Here is a 17648-nt window from a genome sequence, read left to right on the forward strand (position 1 = left end):
ATAATGAATTCATATTTTCAACATTATTGTACTGGATGCGGATTATGCCAAAGTACTGGTTATACAAAACTAAAATATCGTGAAGACGGATTTCCTTATCCAGAAAATAGTTCAAAGGATATGGATAAGTTTTGCGACAGAGTTTGCCCTATGGGAAAATATTATTTGAATTTACGGAAATATAATAATCCATGGGGAAGTTATGTTGATTATTATTCTGGCTATTCAAATAATAAAAATGTCAGATTGAAAGCATCAAGTGGAGGAATATTGACTGAAATCTGTGTTGCGCTTTTGAAGTTAAATCTTGTTGATGCAATTATTCAAACTAAATATGATGAAATTAATCCCATAGAAACTGTTACGGTAGTAAATCGTACAGAAGATGAAGTTTTAAATTGTGCTGGTTCACGATATGCAGTATCTTCACCATTGATAGATATTAACAATATTGTTAATGAGAATAAGAAGTATGCTTTTGTAGGAAAACCTTGCGATGTTGCTGCACTTAGAAATTATGCTGAGATGAATTCTACGATAAAAAAATCGGTAATATATTACTTTTCTTTCTTTTGTGCAGGTACGCCGAGTAGATTGGCTAATGAAAAAATGTTAGATGCATTGCATTGCCCTAAAGATGAATGTAAAAGTATGATATATCGTGGAAATGGGTGGCCAGGAAGGGTAACTGCTGTTAGAAATGATGGTCAAGAATATAGTATGGATTATAACACTGCGTGGATGTCAATATTGGGAAGGGTAATTAGAAGAAGTTGTAAATTTTGTGTTGACAGTATTGGTGAAGCCGCAGATATTTCATGTGGGGACTATTGGAAATTAGATGAAAATAATAATCCATCTTTTGAAGAAGCAGATGGTGTAAATTGTATATTTACATGGACTAATAAAGGAAATGAATTGCTAAATTTAATTGCTAAAGAGAAGAACATTTGCATTCAGAAAGAAAATATTGATAAACTAAAATATGCACAACCAAACCATTTTAATAGGAGATGTACAATTCTATGTAAGACAATTGCTATGAGAATGTTTTTTAGAAAATCACCCAAATATGCATTTTCAAAAATGTTCTTGTTGGCTAAGTATAAGAGTCTTAGAGACGGATTTAGAATTTTTAAAGGCACTGTTAAGAGGATTTTACAGGGGAGAATATAGAATGTCTGGTGAGCATTATTTTGATTTGCCTATAATAGGAAAATATTTAAAAAAAGTAATTATAAATAAAGAAGGTGGAGAAAAACTATCATTGACTTTACGCAGTTATGTTAGCGAAAAATATAAAGTTAACGTTGGAAAATATACTTACGGTTCGGTTTTTTCTAGCGATTTTAATATAGGTGGATCTTTTGTTAACGTGGGACAATATTGTTCATTTGCATCTGATGTTAATTATTATGGTGCAAATCACCCTTATAACCGATTTTCAATGTCACCATACTTTTATAACAAATTGTTTGGTTTTGATGTTGAAGATGTAGATAGATTTGGACTAACTATAGGTCATGATGTTTGGATTGGAGCAAGAACTATTATTACGTGTAGTTGTTCTTCGATTGGGAATGGAGCGGTTATAGGTGCTGGATCAGTTGTTACAAAAGATGTTCCTCCTTATAGTATAGTTGCTGGTGTGCCAGCCAAAATTATAAAAAATAGATTTGATAAAAAGACAATGAGCCTGCTTGAAAAATCAAGATGGTTTGAGTTATCACCAGAACAATTAATAGATTTTTACCAATATAAGGATGATCCAGCAACATTTGCAAAAGAAATTATTACAAAATATGGTGAGGATTCATAATGAACGATAATGTGAGCTTAAAAAAAGCAAGTACTTTTTATTTGATAGGGTCCTTGTTTAATAAAGGAATAGGATTTATTACAGTTCCGATTTTTACTAGAATATTAACACTATCTGATTACGGAATTGTAACAACATATAATTCTTGGGTTAGTATAATATCTATGTTTATAAGTCTTGCACTTTATATGGGAATAAGGTTATCTTTTGTTGATTATGAAAAGAAGGTTAATGATTTTTTATCAACTATTTTGTTATTTACATTCAGTTATGGTTGTTGCATATTAGCATTTGTATGTGTAATTGCTTATATTCTTCCTGTATCAGTGAATATTGGAATAATTGTTCTATGTCTATTGCAATCTTTGGGTAGTGCATTAATTGAGGAGGTATCCCAATTTTTGCTAATGCAAGTAAGATATAAGTTTAGAACAGCTATTATGATCATACCAAATTTGATTTCTACTATTGTAGCAGTAGTTGTCATTAGATATGTTCTGAGAAGTAATCTTTATTTGGGACGTATAGTCCCAACAGCAATGATAACATTTGGAATTGGAATTGGTGTAGCATTATATTTTTTACCTAAAGGAAAGATTACAATTAATTCCAATTATTTAACTTATGCATTGAAATTATCTTTGCCATTGGTTCTTCATGGCATAGCATTAAATATTTTATCACAGTCAGATAGAACTATGATTACTTGGCTTAAAGATTCGAGAGAAACTGGTATATATGGACTCATATATAATTTTAGTATGATTGCTACAGTAATTACAACTGCTTTTGATGGAATCTGGGTTCCATTTTTTATGGATAATATGAAGAAAGGTGATAGCAAGGCGATTAATGAGTATTTTCTTAAATACATAGAATTAATGACGATTGCTATGATAGGAGTAATATTAGTGGGACCAGAAGTTGTTAAATTACTGTCAACAAGAGAATATTGGCAGGGAATTGTTATAATTCCGCCAATTGTATTGTCTAATTATCTTATTTTCATTTACACATTATATGTTTATATTGAACATTTTTATAAGAAAACGGTTTTTATTTCAGTTAATACTACAATAGCTGCTGTAAGTAACATAGTTATGAACTACTTTTTTATATTAAAATGGGGATATACAGGTGCTGCTTATTCAACACTAATATCTTATGGACTTTCATTAATATTACATTATATATACTCAAGAAGGTTGAATAAAACTGTATTGCCTTTTAAAGATGTTCTTTTACATTTGATATTAATCCTGATAATTGTAGCATTGTTTTATATATTTGTAAATGTATGGTTAATGAGATGGATAATTGCATTAATTTGTGTGGTATTTTTGGTTATTAAAGAGAGAGCGTTTATTATGCTGTTATTAAAAAAATAAATGGAACTATGAGGAACAGTTTGTAAATAGAATCGTACTATGATAAGTTGGATTTGCCTACGATGGTGATGCAGATCGTTGCCTGTGCGTGGATGAGAAGGGGAATGTCATCACCGGTGATCATATCCTGTATATTTACGGTTGCTATATGAAAGAACGTGGTAAGTTGCTGAATAATACAGTTGTTACTACGGTCATGTCAAACTTTGGTTTGTATAAGGCGTTTGATGAGCAGGGTATTGGTTATGCCAAGACTGCCGTCGGTGATAAGTATGTTTACGAGTATATGGTGAAGAATGACTGCCGTATCGGTGGTGAGCAGAGCGGGCATATTATTTTCTCCAAGTATGCCAGCACCGGCGATGGTATCCTGACCAGTCTGAAGATGATGGAAGTCATGCTGACAAAGAAGAAGCCGATGAGTGAACTGACAGCACCGATGAAGATCTATCCACAGGTGTTGGAAAATATCCGTGTGACCGATAAGAAGGCTGCACAGAATGATCCTGCTGTACAGGAAGCGGTGTCCAGGGTTGCAGAAGCACTGGGTGATACTGGCCGTATTCTTGTCCGTGAGTCCGGAACGGAGCCGGGCGTGCGTGTTATGGTTGAAGCACCTGACCATGATACCTGCCAGAAGTATGTTGATGAAGTGGTCAACGTAATTTGCGAAAAGGGATATAAAGCATAAAGTCAATGACGACTCTGGGCAATCATCCAGAGCCGTTTTGCATAATAGGGAAGTATAATAGACGAGAGATTTAAATAACGGGAGGGATAAACCTATGTGTGGAATCGTTGGTTTTACAGGAAAACGGCCGGCAGCACCAATCCTGCTGGATGGCCTGTCGAAACTGGAATATAGAGGATATGACTCAGCTGGACTGGCTGTCCGTGATGGAGAGGCTCTGGCAGAGGTCGTGAAGGCAAAGGGCCGCCTGACGAATCTGGTCGAGAAAACAGATGCAGGCAAAGCGTTAAAAGGAGCCTGTGGTATTGGACATACCCGCTGGGCTACACATGGTGAGCCCAGCCAGATCAATGCGCATCCTCATGTTTCTGGTAACTGCAGTAAATCCGGTTCCGGTGCTGTGGAGTCTGAGGTCGTTGGTGTACATAACGGCATCATTGAGAATTACACAGAATTGAAAGAGAAGCTGCTGAAGCACGGCTACACTTTTTATAGTCAGACCGATACAGAGGTGGTTGTTAAGCTGGTTGATTACTATTATAAAAAGTACAACCTTGGTCCCATTGATGCCATTGCGAAGACAATGGTCCGTGTTCGAGGTTCTTATGCTCTTGAGCTGATGTTTCGTGACTATCCGGGCGAGATCTGGGTGGCACGTAAGGATAGTCCAATGATCATTGGTATTGCAGATGGCGAGACTTATGTGGCTTCCGATGTCCCGGCAATCCTGAAATATACGAGAAATGTATATTATATCGGGAATCTTGAGTTTGCAAAGCTGACACCGGGCGAAGCTCATTTTTATGATCTGAACGGTGACGAGATCGAGAAGCAGACTACAGAAATCAAGTGGGATGCGGAGGCTGCTGAAAAGGGCGGCTTTGAGCATTTCATGATGAAAGAGATCCACGAGCAACCGAAGGCTGTCCAGGATACCCTTAATTCCGTGATCAGGAATGGTGCGATCGACCTGTCCAGTGTGGAGATCAATGAGGATGAGATTAAGAATTTTGAGCAGATCTATATTGTTGCCTGCGGTTCTGCATGGCATGTTGGTATGGCTGCTCAATATGTACTGGAGGATATGGCAGATATCCCGGTACGTGTGGAGCTTGCGTCAGAGTTCCGATATCGTAAAATGCCAGTTAATCAGAAAGCCCTGGTGATCGTTGTCAGCCAGTCTGGTGAAACAGCAGATACACTGGCAGCATTGCGGCTTGCAAAGGAAAAGGGTATCGCCACGATGGCGATCGTCAATGTGGTTGGCAGCAGTATTGCCCGTGAAGCAGATAAGGTGTTCTACACACTTGCTGGTCCGGAGATCTCTGTTGCTACGACTAAGGCATACAGCGCACAGCTTGTGGCTATGTACTGCCTGGCTGTTCAGTTTGCAAAAGTCAGAGGAAAGATCACAGACGAGCAGTATGGTTACTATATTTCTGAGCTGCAGACCATTCCGGAGAAGCTGCAGAAGGTCCTGGAAGATAAAGAACGTATCCAGTGGTTTGCTGCTAAGTATGCCAATGCCCATGATGTATTCTTTGTGGGCCGTGGTATTGACTATGCGGTTTGCCTGGAGGGCAGTTTGAAGTTGAAGGAAATCAGCTATATCCATTCTGAAGCATATGCAGCAGGTGAGCTGAAACATGGCACGATCAGTCTGATCGAGCAGGGAACGTTGGTCATTGGTGTATTGACTCAGAGCGGACTTTATGAGAAGACTGTAAGCAATATGTTAGAGTGCAAGAGCCGCGGATCTTACCTGATGGGGCTGACTACATATGGCAAATACGAGATTGAGGATCAGGTGAACTTCACTGTGTATGTACCGAAGGTAGATGAGCATTTTGTGGGCAGTCTGGCAGTGATTCCTCTGCAGCTTCTGGGTTATTATGTTTCTGTTGCTAAGGGGCTGGATGTCGATAAGCCGAGAAATCTTGCAAAGAGTGTTACTGTGGAATAAAAAATACGTGTATAAGGCTGGTTTATTTGTAGATTTGTGATATACTAAAATGCGAGTGAAAGACTGAAATAAAAATAATGCCGTGTGTGAAACATATGCTCCTTCAGAGCTAAAGCACACACGGTATATTTTAAAAACTGCTATATAGTTTATAACGAAAATAAGACAAACTAAAAAGGAGCACCCAAAAATGAATCTATCAAAAATGAATCTATCAAAAATACACCACATCGCAATCATCGTATCCAACTACGAATCCGCAAAGGATTTCTACGTAAACAAGCTTGGCTTCTCCGTTATCAGAGAAAACTACCGTGCGGAGCGCAGGGACTGGAAACTGGATCTGCGTGTGGATGAGCACACGGAGCTGGAGATTTTTGCAGAACCAAATCCACCGAAGCGGGTGAGCTGTCCGGAGGCTTGTGGTCTGCGTCATCTAGCTTTCTGTGTGGAGAGCGTGGAGCAGACGGTGAAAGAGCTGGCGGAGGTCGGGATCGAATGTGAGCCGATCCGTGTAGATGATTTTACCGGCAAGAAGATGACGTTTTTTCATGACCCGGACGGACTGCCGCTGGAGCTGCATGAGTAAGGGGATTGGAACAAATGATATTTCGTAAGGCAGTAAAAGATGATTTTGACAACATAAAATCTCTGTATTGGGAGCTGATCGATCAGGAGCAGGGTGATCCATCGTTTCCACATTGGAAGAAAGGTATCCATCCTTCTGATGAAATGCTGCATAACAGTATTGGTAAGGAGGAACTGTATGTACTGGCAGATGACGGCGAGATGACCTTCAAAATGTATGAGCTGGTTTTGTAATCTATGGGTGAGAAAAGAGCGTATAAACCAAGAAGGCCCGGAGGTGGCCGCAGGAAATCTAAGCCGGAGTATGATGCCGGGAAGATCCTTAAGGAGCTGATGGATTCGTCTGTTGTGCTTTATGAAGAGGGGATGTCTTTGCAGGCTATTGCAGATGAGCTGGGGCTGAATCCAATCAAGGTTCGGAAGCTGCTTATCACGGCCGGTGTGTATGTATCGGATATGGCGGAGAAGGTGCAGGTGACCTTTGATGATTTCAGAAAAACACAGGATCATAAAGCTGCTGTCCTTTCAACTGCAAATGCTCTTGGCCTGTCCAGGTCCTCTGTTACTTCATATCTTCCGTACAAAAAGGGTGTGTATTTTCCGGGTACAGCACCGACAGATAAGATCAGTGTTGGAGCTGAACGGCAGCGGAGGTACAGAGCGATGAAGTGTTGGAGGAATGCTCCAACACTGTAAAAAAGACAAAAGAAAGACTGCCGCAGGTTTCACGCCTGCGGCATTTTGCAGTTTGTACAAAAAACACAGAAAATATATTGGAAAAAGAGCGGGAAAAGGGTATAATGTCAGAGAAAGTGTGATTGATAAAATACAGACGTTTTTTTCTGCTTTGTCAGGTCATAAATAAGTGAGGCGGAGGATGTAACAATGGAACAGCAGCATATGTTTACCAACCGGATGATCCGTAATCTTCTGGTGCCGGTAGTGCTGGAACAGATTTTGAATTCGATAATGGGAACCGCAGATACCATGATGGTCAGCAATGTGGGATCTGCGGCTCTTTCGGCGGTATCGCTGGTGGATTCCATCAATGTGCTTCTGATCCAGGCTTTTTCGGCGCTGGCAGCGGGAGGCGCCATTGTCTGCGCCCAGTATATCGGACAGAGGAATTATGAGAAGGCGAATATGTCTGCCAGGCAGGTGCTTTTTATCATCACAGCGATCTCTGTAGTGGTGTCTGCAGTCTGTCTGATCTTTCAGAAGCCGCTTTTGAGGCTGATCTTTGGTGCGGTGGATGCGGATGTTATGCGTGCATCGGAAATTTATTTCTTTTTCACGGCACTGTCATTCCCCTTTATTGCGGCTTATGATTCTGCGGCTTCGATTTTTCGTGCCCAGGAGAATACCAAGGGGCCTATGACCATCTCTATGATCTCCAATATCATGAACATTGGCGGAAATGCGGTTCTGATCTGGGTTTTCCACCTTGGTGTTGCAGGAGCGGCGATCTCCACACTGGTTTCCCGTATTTTCTGTGCAGTGGTTGTTCTCTGGCAGCTGCGTAAGGATCGTCAGCCTGTCGTTGTGAGGGATTACCTGAAGATCCGTCCGGACTGGAATATGATCGGACGTATCCTGGGACTTGGGATCCCTTCGGGAATTGAGAACAGTATGTTTCAGCTTGGAAAGCTTGCCATCCAGTCTACGGTTTCCACACTGGGAACAGCAGCCATCGCAGCGCAGGCAATGACCAATATCCTTGAGAACCTGAATGGTATCGCGGCCATCGGAGTAGGTGTGGGCCTGATGACCATCGTAGGCCAGTGTCTTGGTGCCGGCCGCAAGGATGAGGCGGTCTATTACATAAAAAAACTCTGCGTCATTGCAGAGGCAGTTATTATCGTAAGCTGTCTGATCGTGTATGTTTTGGTCAGACCGGTGACGATCCTTGGCGGAATGGAGAGTACCAGTGCAGAAATGTGCATCCACATGATCACATGGATCACCATCGTAAAGCCTGTGGTATGGACAATGGCGTTCGTGCCAGGGTATGGTCTTCGTGCAGCCGGTGATGTGAAGTTTTCCATGATCACCTCCTGCTGTACCATGTGGGCATGCAGGTTCTGTCTCTGTGTTTTCCTGATCCGTGTCCTGGGCTTCGGGCCTATGGGTGTCTGGATCGGAATGTTTGCAGACTGGACTGTTCGTGGAATCATTTTTACCTGGCGTTTCCACAGCCGCAAATGGCTGGAGCACAAGGTAATCTGAAAAGGAGGGCATCGTATATATGAAGAATGGACTGGAAGACCAGTATGTCATAAAAAACAACAAGCGCCTCCGTTATGGCTACACAACAGGCTCCTGTGCAGCCGGGGCAGCCAGGGGTGCAGTCCGGATGCTGCTCTCGGGAGAGACTCTTTCTGAGGTAGAGCTTGATACCCCAAAGGGGATCACCCTCACATTACAGCTTCACGATATTACCCGGGGCGAAACGTATGTCTCCTGTGCGGTACAGAAGGATGCGGGTGATGATCCGGATACCACCAACGGGATCCTGGTCTATGTAAAAGCGGAGAAGTTTTCTGTTTCAGCGGCAGAACAGGCCGGGCAGCAGCAGAAAACAGAGAGATCCCGGCCTCAGATCATCCTGGACGGAGGGGTCGGTGTGGGGCGTGTCACCAAGCCGGGACTTTCCCAGAACGTGGGCGAGGCGGCGATCAATCCGGTTCCCAGAGCCATGATCCTGCGGGAAGCCGAAGAGGCGGCCCAGGAATATGACTACGAGGGCGGTCTGAAGCTTACCGTATCCGTCCCTCAGGGGGAAGAGATCGCGAAGAAAACCTTTAATCCCCGTCTTGGCATTCTTGGCGGGATCTCCATACTTGGAACCAGCGGGATCGTAGAGCCTATGAGTGAGAAGGCTCTGATCGAAAGCATCCATGTGGAGATGAAGCAGCATTTCTGCCAGGGAGAAAACTATATCCTGGTGACACCGGGGAATTACGGTGCGGATTATCTCAGGGAGCATATGTCCATTCCCTTTGAGAACAATATCAAGTGCAGCAATTATGTAGGAGAGACCATTGACATGGCCATTGATATGGGTGTAAAGGGCATTCTTTTTGTGGCTCATATCGGTAAGTTTGTAAAGGTTGCCGCCGGGATCATGAATACCCATTCCCACTGTGCTGATGGAAGGATGGAGGTTCTCTGTGCAAGTGCCATCCGTGCAGGGGGCTCTCTGGAATGTGCCAGAGAGATCCTGGAGGCGGGGACTACCGATGAGGCGCTGGCTGTTCTTGACAGCTATGGTATCCTGAAAGAGACTATGGCTGTGGTCATGGAGAAGATCCAGTTTTATCTGGACCACAGATCCTATGAGCAGATCCTTCTGGGTGCTGTGGTGTTTTCCAATGTATACGGACTGCTGGGGCAGACCCGGGATGCAGAGGAGCTGATCCATAAGATACAGGAGCAGGCAGTCGGGGTGGATGATATTTCATGACAGGAAACCCCGGTCCGGATGGAATTTTTTTAATTTCAGGACAAAATTTGGTATAAATAACAGACAGGTTTTATCCTGTCTGGAAAATATAGTTAGGAGGAAAGAAATATGGCAGGTAAATTATATGGTGTAGGTGTAGGACCGGGAGATCCGGAGCTTCTTACCTTAAAAGCACTTCGTCTTGTAAAGGAGGCAGAGGTGATCGCACTTCCGGGACAGGTTCCGGAGGATACGGTAGCGTTTAAGATCGTGGAGGGGGCTTATCCGGAGCTTGGAAAGAAGGAGCTTCTTGCAGTTCCTTTTCCGATGTCCAAGGATCCGGAGGTGCTGAAGAGCTATCACGATGCAGGAGCAGATAAAGTCAAGGCTGTCCTGGACCAGGGTAAAGACGTGGTATTTCTCACACTGGGAGATCCTACCGTGTATTCCACATATCTCTATATCCATCACAGACTTGTGGCTCAGGGCTATGAGACGGAGATCGTTTGTGGCATCACATCCTTCTGTGCAGTTTCCGCCCGTCTGAACACCGGACTTGTGGAGAAGGCAGAGCCTCTTCACGTGATCCCGGCTTCCTATCAGATCGAGGATGCGCTGAAGCTTTCCGGTACCAAGGTCCTTATGAAGGCCGGAAAGAAAATGAAGGATGTGAAGGCGGAGCTTCTTTCCCAGGGGGCAGAGGCCATGATGATCGAAAACTGCGGAATGCCGGATGAAAAGATCTACCGGACCGTGGAGGAGATCCCTGAGGATGCAGGATATTATTCCCTGATCATTATCAAAGAAAACAAAGACAGAAGAGAGGAATAGATTATGGTACATTTTGTAGGAGCAGGTCCGGGAGCACCGGATCTTATTACAGTAAGAGGTAAACAGTATCTGGAAGAGGCAGATGTGATCATCTATGCGGGATCTCTTGTAAATCCCCAGCTTCTGGAGTATTCCAAGGATGTGTGCACCATCCATAACAGTGCAAAGATGACCCTTGAGGAAGTGATCTCTGTTATGGAGAGAGCAGAGGCTGAGGGTAAGATGACCGTTCGTCTCCACACCGGCGATCCATGTATCTACGGTGCGATCCGTGAGCAGATGGATATCCTGGATGAAAAGGGAATCCCCTATGATTCCTGCCCGGGTGTCAGTGCCTTCTGCGGAGCTGCATCTGCACTGAACCTGGAGTATACACTTCCGGATATTTCCCAGAGTGTGATCATCACAAGAATGGAAGGAAGGACACCGGTGCCGGAAAAAGAGAGCATTCAGTCCTTTGCCGCTCATAATGCGACTATGGTTATTTTCCTCAGTACAGGTATGCTGGAGGAGCTGAGCCGCAGACTGGTGGAGGGCGGATACCGTGAGGACACACCGGCTGCCATCGTCTACAAGGCAACCTGGCCCGATGAGAAGAAGTTTATCTGTACAGTGGGTACTCTGGCGCAGACAGCAAAAGAGAACAAGATCACAAAAACAGCGCTTATGCTGGTAGGCGATGCGGTCAATGCTGCAAGCTATGACAGATCCAAGCTGTATGATCCGGGCTTTACCACAGAGTTCCGTGAGGCTACGAAATAAAATATGAACATTTCCATCATTTGCTTCAGTATGACAGGGCTGGAGACAGGGGAAAGGCTTCAGAGGGCGCTGGAAAAAGAGGGTGAGAGTGTCACCCTTGCAAAAAAGAGCCGGTACCTTCCGGATCCGATCTCTGTTTCCACCTCCCAGTGGGCAGGGGAACAGTTTCGGACAGGAAAAGAGGGCGTGATCTTTGTTGGTGCCTGCGGGATCGCAGTGCGCAGTATCGCACCTTACATTGCCGGAAAAAAGACGGATCCGGCTGTGCTGGTGATCGATGAATGCGGAAAATTTGTCATTGCTCTTCTTTCCGGACATCTGGGCGGAGCCAATGAGCTGGCTCTTCGCTGTGCCGGATATCTTAAGGCGGTGCCGGTTGTGACAACAGCCACAGATCTTCACAGCCGTTTTGCAGTGGATGTTTTTGCAAAAAAGAATGGCTGTGCTATTTTTCATATGAAGGCTGCAAAGGAGGCTTCTGCGGCCCTTCTTGCAGGAGAGAGCGTTGGCTTTTACAGTGAGTTTCCATGGGATGGAGAGCTGCCGGAGGGTCTGGTGCTTTGCGGAAAAGACGGAAGGCCCTCAGCTGCAGCGGATCCGGATAAGGGTGAGAAAGCCGGTGAGGCACCGGAAACAGGTATTGCGGTGACGATCCACAGAGGCTGCCTGCCCTTTAAAAATACAGTCCATGTGGTGCCGCCCGCTGCAGTTCTGGGAATGGGCTGCCGCAGGGGAAAGGATGCAGCCTCCATCCGGAAGGCGGCAGAGGAATGTCTGAAGGAATCGGATGTTTACAGAGAAGCACTGAGCGCTATTGCCAGTATCGATCTGAAGAAGGAAGAGGTGGGACTTCTTTCTCTGGCAGAAGCCTGGCAGCTTCCGTTTCTGACCTTTACAGAGGAAGAGCTGAAGGCAGTGCAGGGTGAATTTACCCCGTCACAATTTGTAAAAAAGATAACAGGTGTAGAGAATGTCTGTGAGAGAAGCGCGGTTCTGGGTTGCGGACAGGGTACACTGATCAGAAAAAAAACAGGCCGGGACGGTGTGACCACCGCCCTTGCAGCCGGAAATCGGAGGATACGTTTTGAGTAAGATTTATGTTGTAGGAATTGGCCCGGGTGCGTATGACCAGATGACTGGAAGAGCGATCCGTGCATTAAATGAAAGTGATGTGATCATCGGTTACACGGTGTATGTGGATCTTGTAAAGGAGTATTTTGCAGGCAAAGAGTTCATGACCACACCGATGAAAAAAGAGGTAGACCGCTGTGTACTTGCTTTTGACGAGGCAAAAAAAGGAAAAACCGTTTCCATGATCTGCAGTGGTGACGCCGGTGTTTACGGTATGGCAGGTCTGATGTATGAGGTGGGAGAAAACTATCCGGATGTGGAGTTGACCATTATCCCGGGTGTGACAGCAGCCACAGGCGGCGCCGCAGTGCTGGGTGCACCGCTGATCCATGACTTCTGCCTGATCAGCTTAAGTGATCTTCTGACTCCGTGGGAGAAGATCGAGGCAAGGCTTCTGGCAGCAGCACAGGCGGATTTTGTGGTATGCCTTTACAATCCGTCCAGCAGAAAACGTAAGGATTATCTTCAGAAGGCCTGTGATCTGATGATGAAATACAAGTCCCCGGATACTGTCTGCGGCACGGTTGCCCAGATCGCACGTGACGGCGAGACTGCACAGGTTATGACACTGAAGGAACTCCGTGATACAGAAGTGGATATGTTTACTACCGTATTTGTGGGAAATTCACAGACTAAGAATGTAAACGGCAAGATGGTAACACCAAGGGGATATAAGAATGTATAAAGCCATTGTTTTTGCGGGGACCACCGAGGGCTATGCGCTCTGTGAGTTCCTTGCGGAAAATCATGTTCCGGTCTATGCCTGTGCAGCCACGGAATATGGCGGCTCCCTTCTGAAGGAAAATGAATTTCTCCATGTCAGCGCCGGAAGGCTGAAAACCGAAGATATGGAGGAGCTTTTCCGAAGGGAAGCGCCGGAGATCGTTCTGGACGCCACTCATCCCTATGCAGCAGAGGTGACAAAAAATATCCGGACTGCCTGTGAGAACGGAAGCATCCGCTATCAGCGTGTCCTTCGCCCGGAGGGGGAGAAGAACAGGGAAGCCATCTATGTGGAAAGCACGGAGAAGGCGGCAGAGCTTCTTTCCGGTACAGAGGGGAACATTTTTCTTACCACAGGAAGCAAGGAGCTGTCTAAATTTACAGTGATCCCGGATTACCAGGAGAGGCTTTTTGCCCGGGTGCTGTCCATCCCTTCCGTGATCAGCTCCTGTGCGGAGCTGGGGATCGAAGGAAAGCATCTCATCGGTATGCAGGGGCCATTTTCCACAGAGATCAACGAAGCCATGCTTCGACAGTTTCAGTGCAGCTATCTGGTCACCAAGGATACCGGTCTGGCAGGTGGATTCCCGGAAAAGATGGAGGCCTGTCAGCGCTGCGGTGTCACACCTGTGATCATCGGAAGACCTTTGCAGGAGGAGGGGCTGTCCCTGCCGGAAGCAAGGGTATTTCTGGCAAAGCTGTTCGGCCTTACCCTGTCACAGAGGGTTTCTCTTGTAGGCATCGGCATGGGTGCGGAAAAAACACTGACCCTGGAAGGAAAGAAGGCCTTTGATGAGGCGGAGCTTCTGATCGGTGCAAAGCGTATGACAGATGCTGTACAGAGGCCGGGGCAGATGGTTCTCCATGAGTACCGCAGTGATAAGATCGTGGAGTATATCAAGACACATCCACAGTACCGTACCGTTGCCATTGCCCTTTCCGGCGATGTGGGCTTCTACAGCGGCGCAAGGAAGCTGATGGATCTTCTGGATGGCGATGTCCAGGTGATCTGCGGTATTTCTTCCGTTGTTTATTTTATGGCGAAGATCGGTCTTTCCTGGGATGATGCGAAGATCGTCAGTGCTCATGGAAGAGACTGCAATCTGATTGCCCTGATCCGGCATAACCCCAAGGTTTTTTCCATTCTGGGAACAGAGGATGGGGTAGCCCGGCTGGCTTCCAGACTGGTTGCGTATGGAATGGGTGATGTGACCCTCTATGTGGGCGAAAATCTTTCCTACGAAAATGAAAAGATCTTTCATGCCAGTGCGGCAGAGCTTACAGAATACCGGGGAGATGCGTTAAGCGTGGTAACTGCGTGCAATGAAAACGCAGTACCTTTGCCCGCAGTTCACGGGATCTGTGATGAGGAATTTCTCCGTGGGAAGGCGCCTATGACAAAGGAAGAGGTGCGTACGGTTTCTCTGTCCAAGCTTCGTCTTCAGGAAAATTCTGTCTGCTATGATGTGGGAGCGGGCACAGGCTCGGTTTCCGTTGAGATGGCGCTTCGTGCCTGGAAGGGGCAGGTCTATGCCATCGAGAAAAAGGAAGATGCCCTTGCTCTTCTGAAGGAGAACAGGCGGAAATTTGCCACAGATAATCTGGAGATCGTGCCAGGTACTGCACCGGAAGCAATGGTGGAACTGCCTGTTCCAACACATGCCTTTATCGGCGGGTCTTCCGGAAATATGAATGAGATCATCCGGCTTCTTCTGGACAAAAATCCGGGAGTACGGATCGTGATCAACTGCATCACCCTGGAGACGGTGACGGAAGCCATGAATGCCATCCGAGATTTCAGCCTGACGGATGTGGATATCGTACAGCTGTCTGCGGCAAGATCCAAATCTATCGGAAGGTATCATATGATGATGGGTGAGAATCCGATCTATATCATTTCCTGCAGCGGAAGAGGGGAGGAGATTTAGGTGAAGATCCCGAGAATACTTCTTGCGGCAGGTGCCAGCGGAAGCGGAAAAACCCTGATCACCTGCGGGCTTCTTCAGGCGCTGGTGAACCGTGGCCTTAAGGTGGCTTCTTTTAAATGCGGCCCGGATTACATAGATCCTATGTTCCACAGCCGTGTGATCGGTACAAGATCCCGAAACCTGGATACGTTTTTTACAGATGGAGACAGAACCCGGTATCTTCTGGCAAAGAACGCATCGGACTGTGAGATCGCAGTGATGGAGGGAGTCATGGGGTATTATGATGGTGTAGGAGGGATCACCTCCAGAGCCAGCGCCTATGATCTGGCCTCCACCACAGATACACCGGTGATCCTGATCGTAAACAGCCGTGGCATGAGTGTTTCCCTGGCTGCCTATGTAAAGGGCTTTCTGGAATACAAAAAGGACAGTCATATCTGCGGCGTGATCTTTAACCAGATGTCTCCCATGCTGTATCCCAGGATGAAGAAGCTTCTGGAAGAGGAGCTTTCCGTAAAGGTGCTGGGATATGTTCCGAAGGTGGAGGACTGTGTGATCGAAAGCCGTCATCTGGGGCTGGTGCTTCCGGAGGAGATCCCGGAGCTGAAAAGCCGTCTGCAGAAGCTTTCCGAGGTACTGGAGAAAACCCTGGATATCGATGGGATCCTGGAGCTTGCAGGGGAAGCACCGGAGCTTGCGGCACCGGAGACGGAAATGCTGATACAGAAGGATACTGCCTTCGGATACCGTACAGAGGAAAAGGTGCGGATCGGTGTGGCGGATGATGAAGCCTTCTGCTTTTTCTATGCGGATAATTTAAATCTTCTGGAGCAGATGGGAGCGGAGCTGGTACGTTTTTCACCCATTCATGACAGAGAGCTTCCGGAGAATCTGGACGGGCTTCTTTTAAGCGGCGGTTACCCGGAATTAAACGGGGAGGCGCTGGAAGAAAATCAGGAAATGTGCACCCGGATCCGAGAAGCCATCCGTGACGGAATGCCCTGTCTGGCAGAGTGCGGCGGATTCATGTATCTTCATCAGGAGATGGAGGATATGGAAGGAAAGCAGCGCAGAGTCTGCGGGGTGATCCCTGGAAAGGCTTACCGCACACCGAAGCTGAATCGGTTCGGCTATATCACCCTTACGGAAAAACAGGATTCCGGACTTGGTGAGATCCCGGCTCATGAATTCCATTATTTTGATTCCACAGATTGCGGAGAGGATTTTCATGCGGCAAAGCCGGCATCTAAAAGAGGATGGGATTGTATCCATGACCGGGGCAGGCTGATGGCAGGATTTCCGCATCTTTATTATTACGGAAATCCCAGGGTTCCGGCACGCTTTCTGAAGAACGCACTGGAATATAAGAAAGAACGGAGGCAGAAAAAAGATGCTGAAATATAGTCTTCCTGCACTGGTCATAGGATTTGTGCTGGATCTTCTGATCGGAGATCCCAGATGGCTTTATCATCCGATCTGTGTCATCGGCAATCTGATCGCAGTGCTGGAAAAAATGATCCGGAAGATTTTTCCGAAAAATCACGGCGGTGAGCTGACAGGAGGCTTTCTGATCGTAGTGCTTGTCTGTCTGTTCAGCGGCGGGGTGCCGCTTCTGGTGCTTTATTATCTTTACCGGTATCTGCCGGTGACCGGATTTGTGCTGGAGGTTTTCTGGTGCTATCAGCTTCTTGCCACCCGTTCCCTGAAAGATGAGAGTATGAAGGTTTATGACCGGCTGAAAAACGGAACTCTGGACGAGGCACGCTATGCGGTGTCCATGATCGTAGGCCGTGATACCAGAGAGCTTACGGAAACCGGCGTGACAAAGGCTGCTGTGGAAACCGTTGCGGAAAATGCATCCGACGGCGTGATCGCCCCCATGCTTTATATGGCTATCGGCGGGGTGCCGCTGATGTTTTTGTATAAGGGTATCAATACCATGGATTCCATGCTTGGATATAAAAATGACAAATATCTTTATTTCGGCCGTATTGCGGCAAAGCTGGATGATGTGGCCAATTATATCCCTGCCAGGATCTCCGGATGGCTGATGGTGGCAGGAACTGTTTTTACAGGAATGGATACAAAAAACGCGGCAAAGATCTACAAACGTGACCGGAGAAATCATGCAAGCCCCAACTCTGCTCAGACAGAGGCTGCCATGGCCGGAGCGCTGGATGTACAGCTTGCGGGAAATGCATATTATTTCGGGAAATTATATGAAAAACCCACGATCGGGGATCCGATCCGCCCGGTGGAGCCGGAGGATATCAAAAGAGCTAACCGGCTGATGTACGCGGCATCCATACTGGGGGTGGTTGTATTTGGACTGCTCAGTGCGGGGATCCGGTTCGGGTTATTAAGGTAACAATAAATACAGAC

The 17648-nt window shown here is 46.2% G+C and carries 16 protein-coding genes and 1 pseudogene; all 17 read left to right on the forward strand.

Features of this window, described 5'->3' with window-relative positions; translation table 11 throughout:
• Positions 1-3: 3 nt before the first annotated feature.
• The 17 genes and pseudogenes from NE671_RS00710 (at position 4) to cbiB (ending at position 17634) form a co-directional block, all read left to right on the forward strand.
• Positions 4-1176, forward strand: coding sequence for a Coenzyme F420 hydrogenase/dehydrogenase, beta subunit C-terminal domain (locus NE671_RS00710; RefSeq protein ID WP_256163543.1), 1173 nt, complete (start codon positions 4-6; stop codon positions 1174-1176).
• Position 1177: 1 nt separating this feature from the next.
• Positions 1178-1819 carry a CatB-related O-acetyltransferase gene (locus tag NE671_RS15830; protein ID WP_022426809.1) on the forward strand — a complete coding sequence of 214 codons (642 nt, stop codon included), beginning with the start codon at positions 1178-1180 and terminating at the stop codon, positions 1817-1819.
• A complete protein-coding gene (locus NE671_RS00720; protein WP_022426808.1) occupies positions 1819-3207 on the forward strand; it encodes a lipopolysaccharide biosynthesis protein in 1389 nt (462 codons plus the stop codon). The genes NE671_RS15830 and NE671_RS00720 overlap by 1 nt, the downstream gene beginning before the upstream one ends.
• A gap of 46 nt (positions 3208-3253) precedes the next feature.
• Positions 3254-3898, forward strand: a pseudogene (locus NE671_RS00725) (phosphoglucosamine mutase); the annotation flags it as partial.
• A 94-nt stretch (positions 3899-3992) separates the two neighbouring features.
• Entirely contained in the window at positions 3993-5861 is a 1869-nt protein-coding gene (glmS, locus tag NE671_RS00730) for a glutamine--fructose-6-phosphate transaminase (isomerizing) (protein WP_022426806.1), read from the forward strand.
• A 205-nt stretch (positions 5862-6066) separates the two neighbouring features.
• The gene (gloA2, locus tag NE671_RS00735) at positions 6067-6450 is read left to right on the forward strand and encodes an SMU1112c/YaeR family gloxylase I-like metalloprotein (RefSeq protein ID WP_173722305.1); all 384 of its coding nucleotides are present in this window, start codon (positions 6067-6069) and stop codon (positions 6448-6450) included.
• A gap of 14 nt (positions 6451-6464) precedes the next feature.
• Positions 6465-6683, forward strand: a complete 219-nt coding sequence (locus tag NE671_RS00740) for a hypothetical protein (protein WP_173740744.1) — start codon at positions 6465-6467, stop codon at positions 6681-6683.
• A 3-nt stretch (positions 6684-6686) separates the two neighbouring features.
• On the forward strand, positions 6687-7145 hold the full coding sequence (locus NE671_RS00745; RefSeq protein WP_173740743.1) for a hypothetical protein: 459 nt from the start codon (positions 6687-6689) through the stop codon (positions 7143-7145).
• A 189-nt stretch (positions 7146-7334) separates the two neighbouring features.
• A complete protein-coding gene (locus NE671_RS00750) occupies positions 7335-8675 on the forward strand; it encodes an MATE family efflux transporter (protein WP_173740742.1) in 1341 nt (446 codons plus the stop codon).
• 19 nt (positions 8676-8694) lie between these two features.
• Positions 8695-9912 carry a cobalt-precorrin-5B (C(1))-methyltransferase CbiD gene (gene cbiD / locus NE671_RS00755; RefSeq protein ID WP_173740741.1) on the forward strand — a complete coding sequence of 406 codons (1218 nt, stop codon included), beginning with the start codon at positions 8695-8697 and terminating at the stop codon, positions 9910-9912.
• A 108-nt stretch (positions 9913-10020) separates the two neighbouring features.
• Positions 10021-10722: a precorrin-2 C(20)-methyltransferase gene (gene cobI, locus NE671_RS00760; RefSeq protein WP_015524809.1), complete on the forward strand. Its 702-nt coding sequence runs from the start codon at positions 10021-10023 to the stop codon at positions 10720-10722.
• A gap of 3 nt (positions 10723-10725) precedes the next feature.
• Complete coding sequence (gene cobM, locus NE671_RS00765; protein WP_173740740.1) at positions 10726-11484, forward strand: precorrin-4 C(11)-methyltransferase; 759 nt, start codon at positions 10726-10728, stop codon at positions 11482-11484.
• Between the two features lie 3 nt (positions 11485-11487).
• On the forward strand, positions 11488-12576 hold the full coding sequence (locus NE671_RS00770; protein ID WP_173740739.1) for a cobalt-precorrin 5A hydrolase: 1089 nt from the start codon (positions 11488-11490) through the stop codon (positions 12574-12576).
• Positions 12569-13300 (forward strand): precorrin-3B C(17)-methyltransferase, encoded by a 732-nt coding sequence (cobJ, locus tag NE671_RS00775; protein ID WP_021650567.1) that lies wholly within the window; start codon positions 12569-12571, stop codon positions 13298-13300. Before NE671_RS00770 ends, cobJ begins: the two co-directional genes overlap by 8 nt.
• Complete coding sequence (gene cobK / locus NE671_RS00780) at positions 13293-15266, forward strand: precorrin-6A reductase (protein WP_173740738.1); 1974 nt, start codon at positions 13293-13295, stop codon at positions 15264-15266. The genes cobJ and cobK overlap by 8 nt, the downstream gene beginning before the upstream one ends.
• A complete protein-coding gene (locus tag NE671_RS00785; protein ID WP_173739640.1) occupies positions 15267-16670 on the forward strand; it encodes a cobyrinate a,c-diamide synthase in 1404 nt (467 codons plus the stop codon).
• Positions 16657-17634 (forward strand): adenosylcobinamide-phosphate synthase CbiB, encoded by a 978-nt coding sequence (cbiB, locus tag NE671_RS00790; RefSeq protein ID WP_173739639.1) that lies wholly within the window; start codon positions 16657-16659, stop codon positions 17632-17634. Before NE671_RS00785 ends, cbiB begins: the two co-directional genes overlap by 14 nt.
• The last annotated feature ends 14 nt before the right edge of the window (positions 17635-17648 follow it).

The organism is Blautia sp. DFI.9.10, assembly GCF_024461705.1.
Lineage (GTDB): Bacteria > Bacillota > Clostridia > Lachnospirales > Lachnospiraceae > Blautia_A > Blautia_A fusiformis.

Coding starts and splice junctions, on each gene's coding strand:
- NE671_RS00770 (WP_173740739.1), top strand. CDS start 11,488: ATGAACATTTCCATCATTTGCTTCAGTATGACAGGGCTGGAGACAGGG.
- glmS (WP_022426806.1), top strand. CDS start 3,993: ATGTGTGGAATCGTTGGTTTTACAGGAAAACGGCCGGCAGCACCAATC.
- NE671_RS00710 (WP_256163543.1), top strand. CDS start 4: ATGAATTCATATTTTCAACATTATTGTACTGGATGCGGATTATGCCAA.
- cobM (WP_173740740.1), top strand. CDS start 10,726: ATGGTACATTTTGTAGGAGCAGGTCCGGGAGCACCGGATCTTATTACA.
- cobK (WP_173740738.1), top strand. CDS start 13,293: ATGTATAAAGCCATTGTTTTTGCGGGGACCACCGAGGGCTATGCGCTC.
- cobI (WP_015524809.1), top strand. CDS start 10,021: ATGGCAGGTAAATTATATGGTGTAGGTGTAGGACCGGGAGATCCGGAG.
- NE671_RS00745 (WP_173740743.1), top strand. CDS start 6,687: ATGGGTGAGAAAAGAGCGTATAAACCAAGAAGGCCCGGAGGTGGCCGC.
- cbiB (WP_173739639.1), top strand. CDS start 16,657: ATGCTGAAATATAGTCTTCCTGCACTGGTCATAGGATTTGTGCTGGAT.
- NE671_RS00720 (WP_022426808.1), top strand. CDS start 1,819: ATGAACGATAATGTGAGCTTAAAAAAAGCAAGTACTTTTTATTTGATA.
- NE671_RS15830 (WP_022426809.1), top strand. CDS start 1,178: ATGTCTGGTGAGCATTATTTTGATTTGCCTATAATAGGAAAATATTTA.
- NE671_RS00750 (WP_173740742.1), top strand. CDS start 7,335: ATGGAACAGCAGCATATGTTTACCAACCGGATGATCCGTAATCTTCTG.
- cbiD (WP_173740741.1), top strand. CDS start 8,695: ATGAAGAATGGACTGGAAGACCAGTATGTCATAAAAAACAACAAGCGC.
- gloA2 (WP_173722305.1), top strand. CDS start 6,067: ATGAATCTATCAAAAATACACCACATCGCAATCATCGTATCCAACTAC.
- NE671_RS00740 (WP_173740744.1), top strand. CDS start 6,465: ATGATATTTCGTAAGGCAGTAAAAGATGATTTTGACAACATAAAATCT.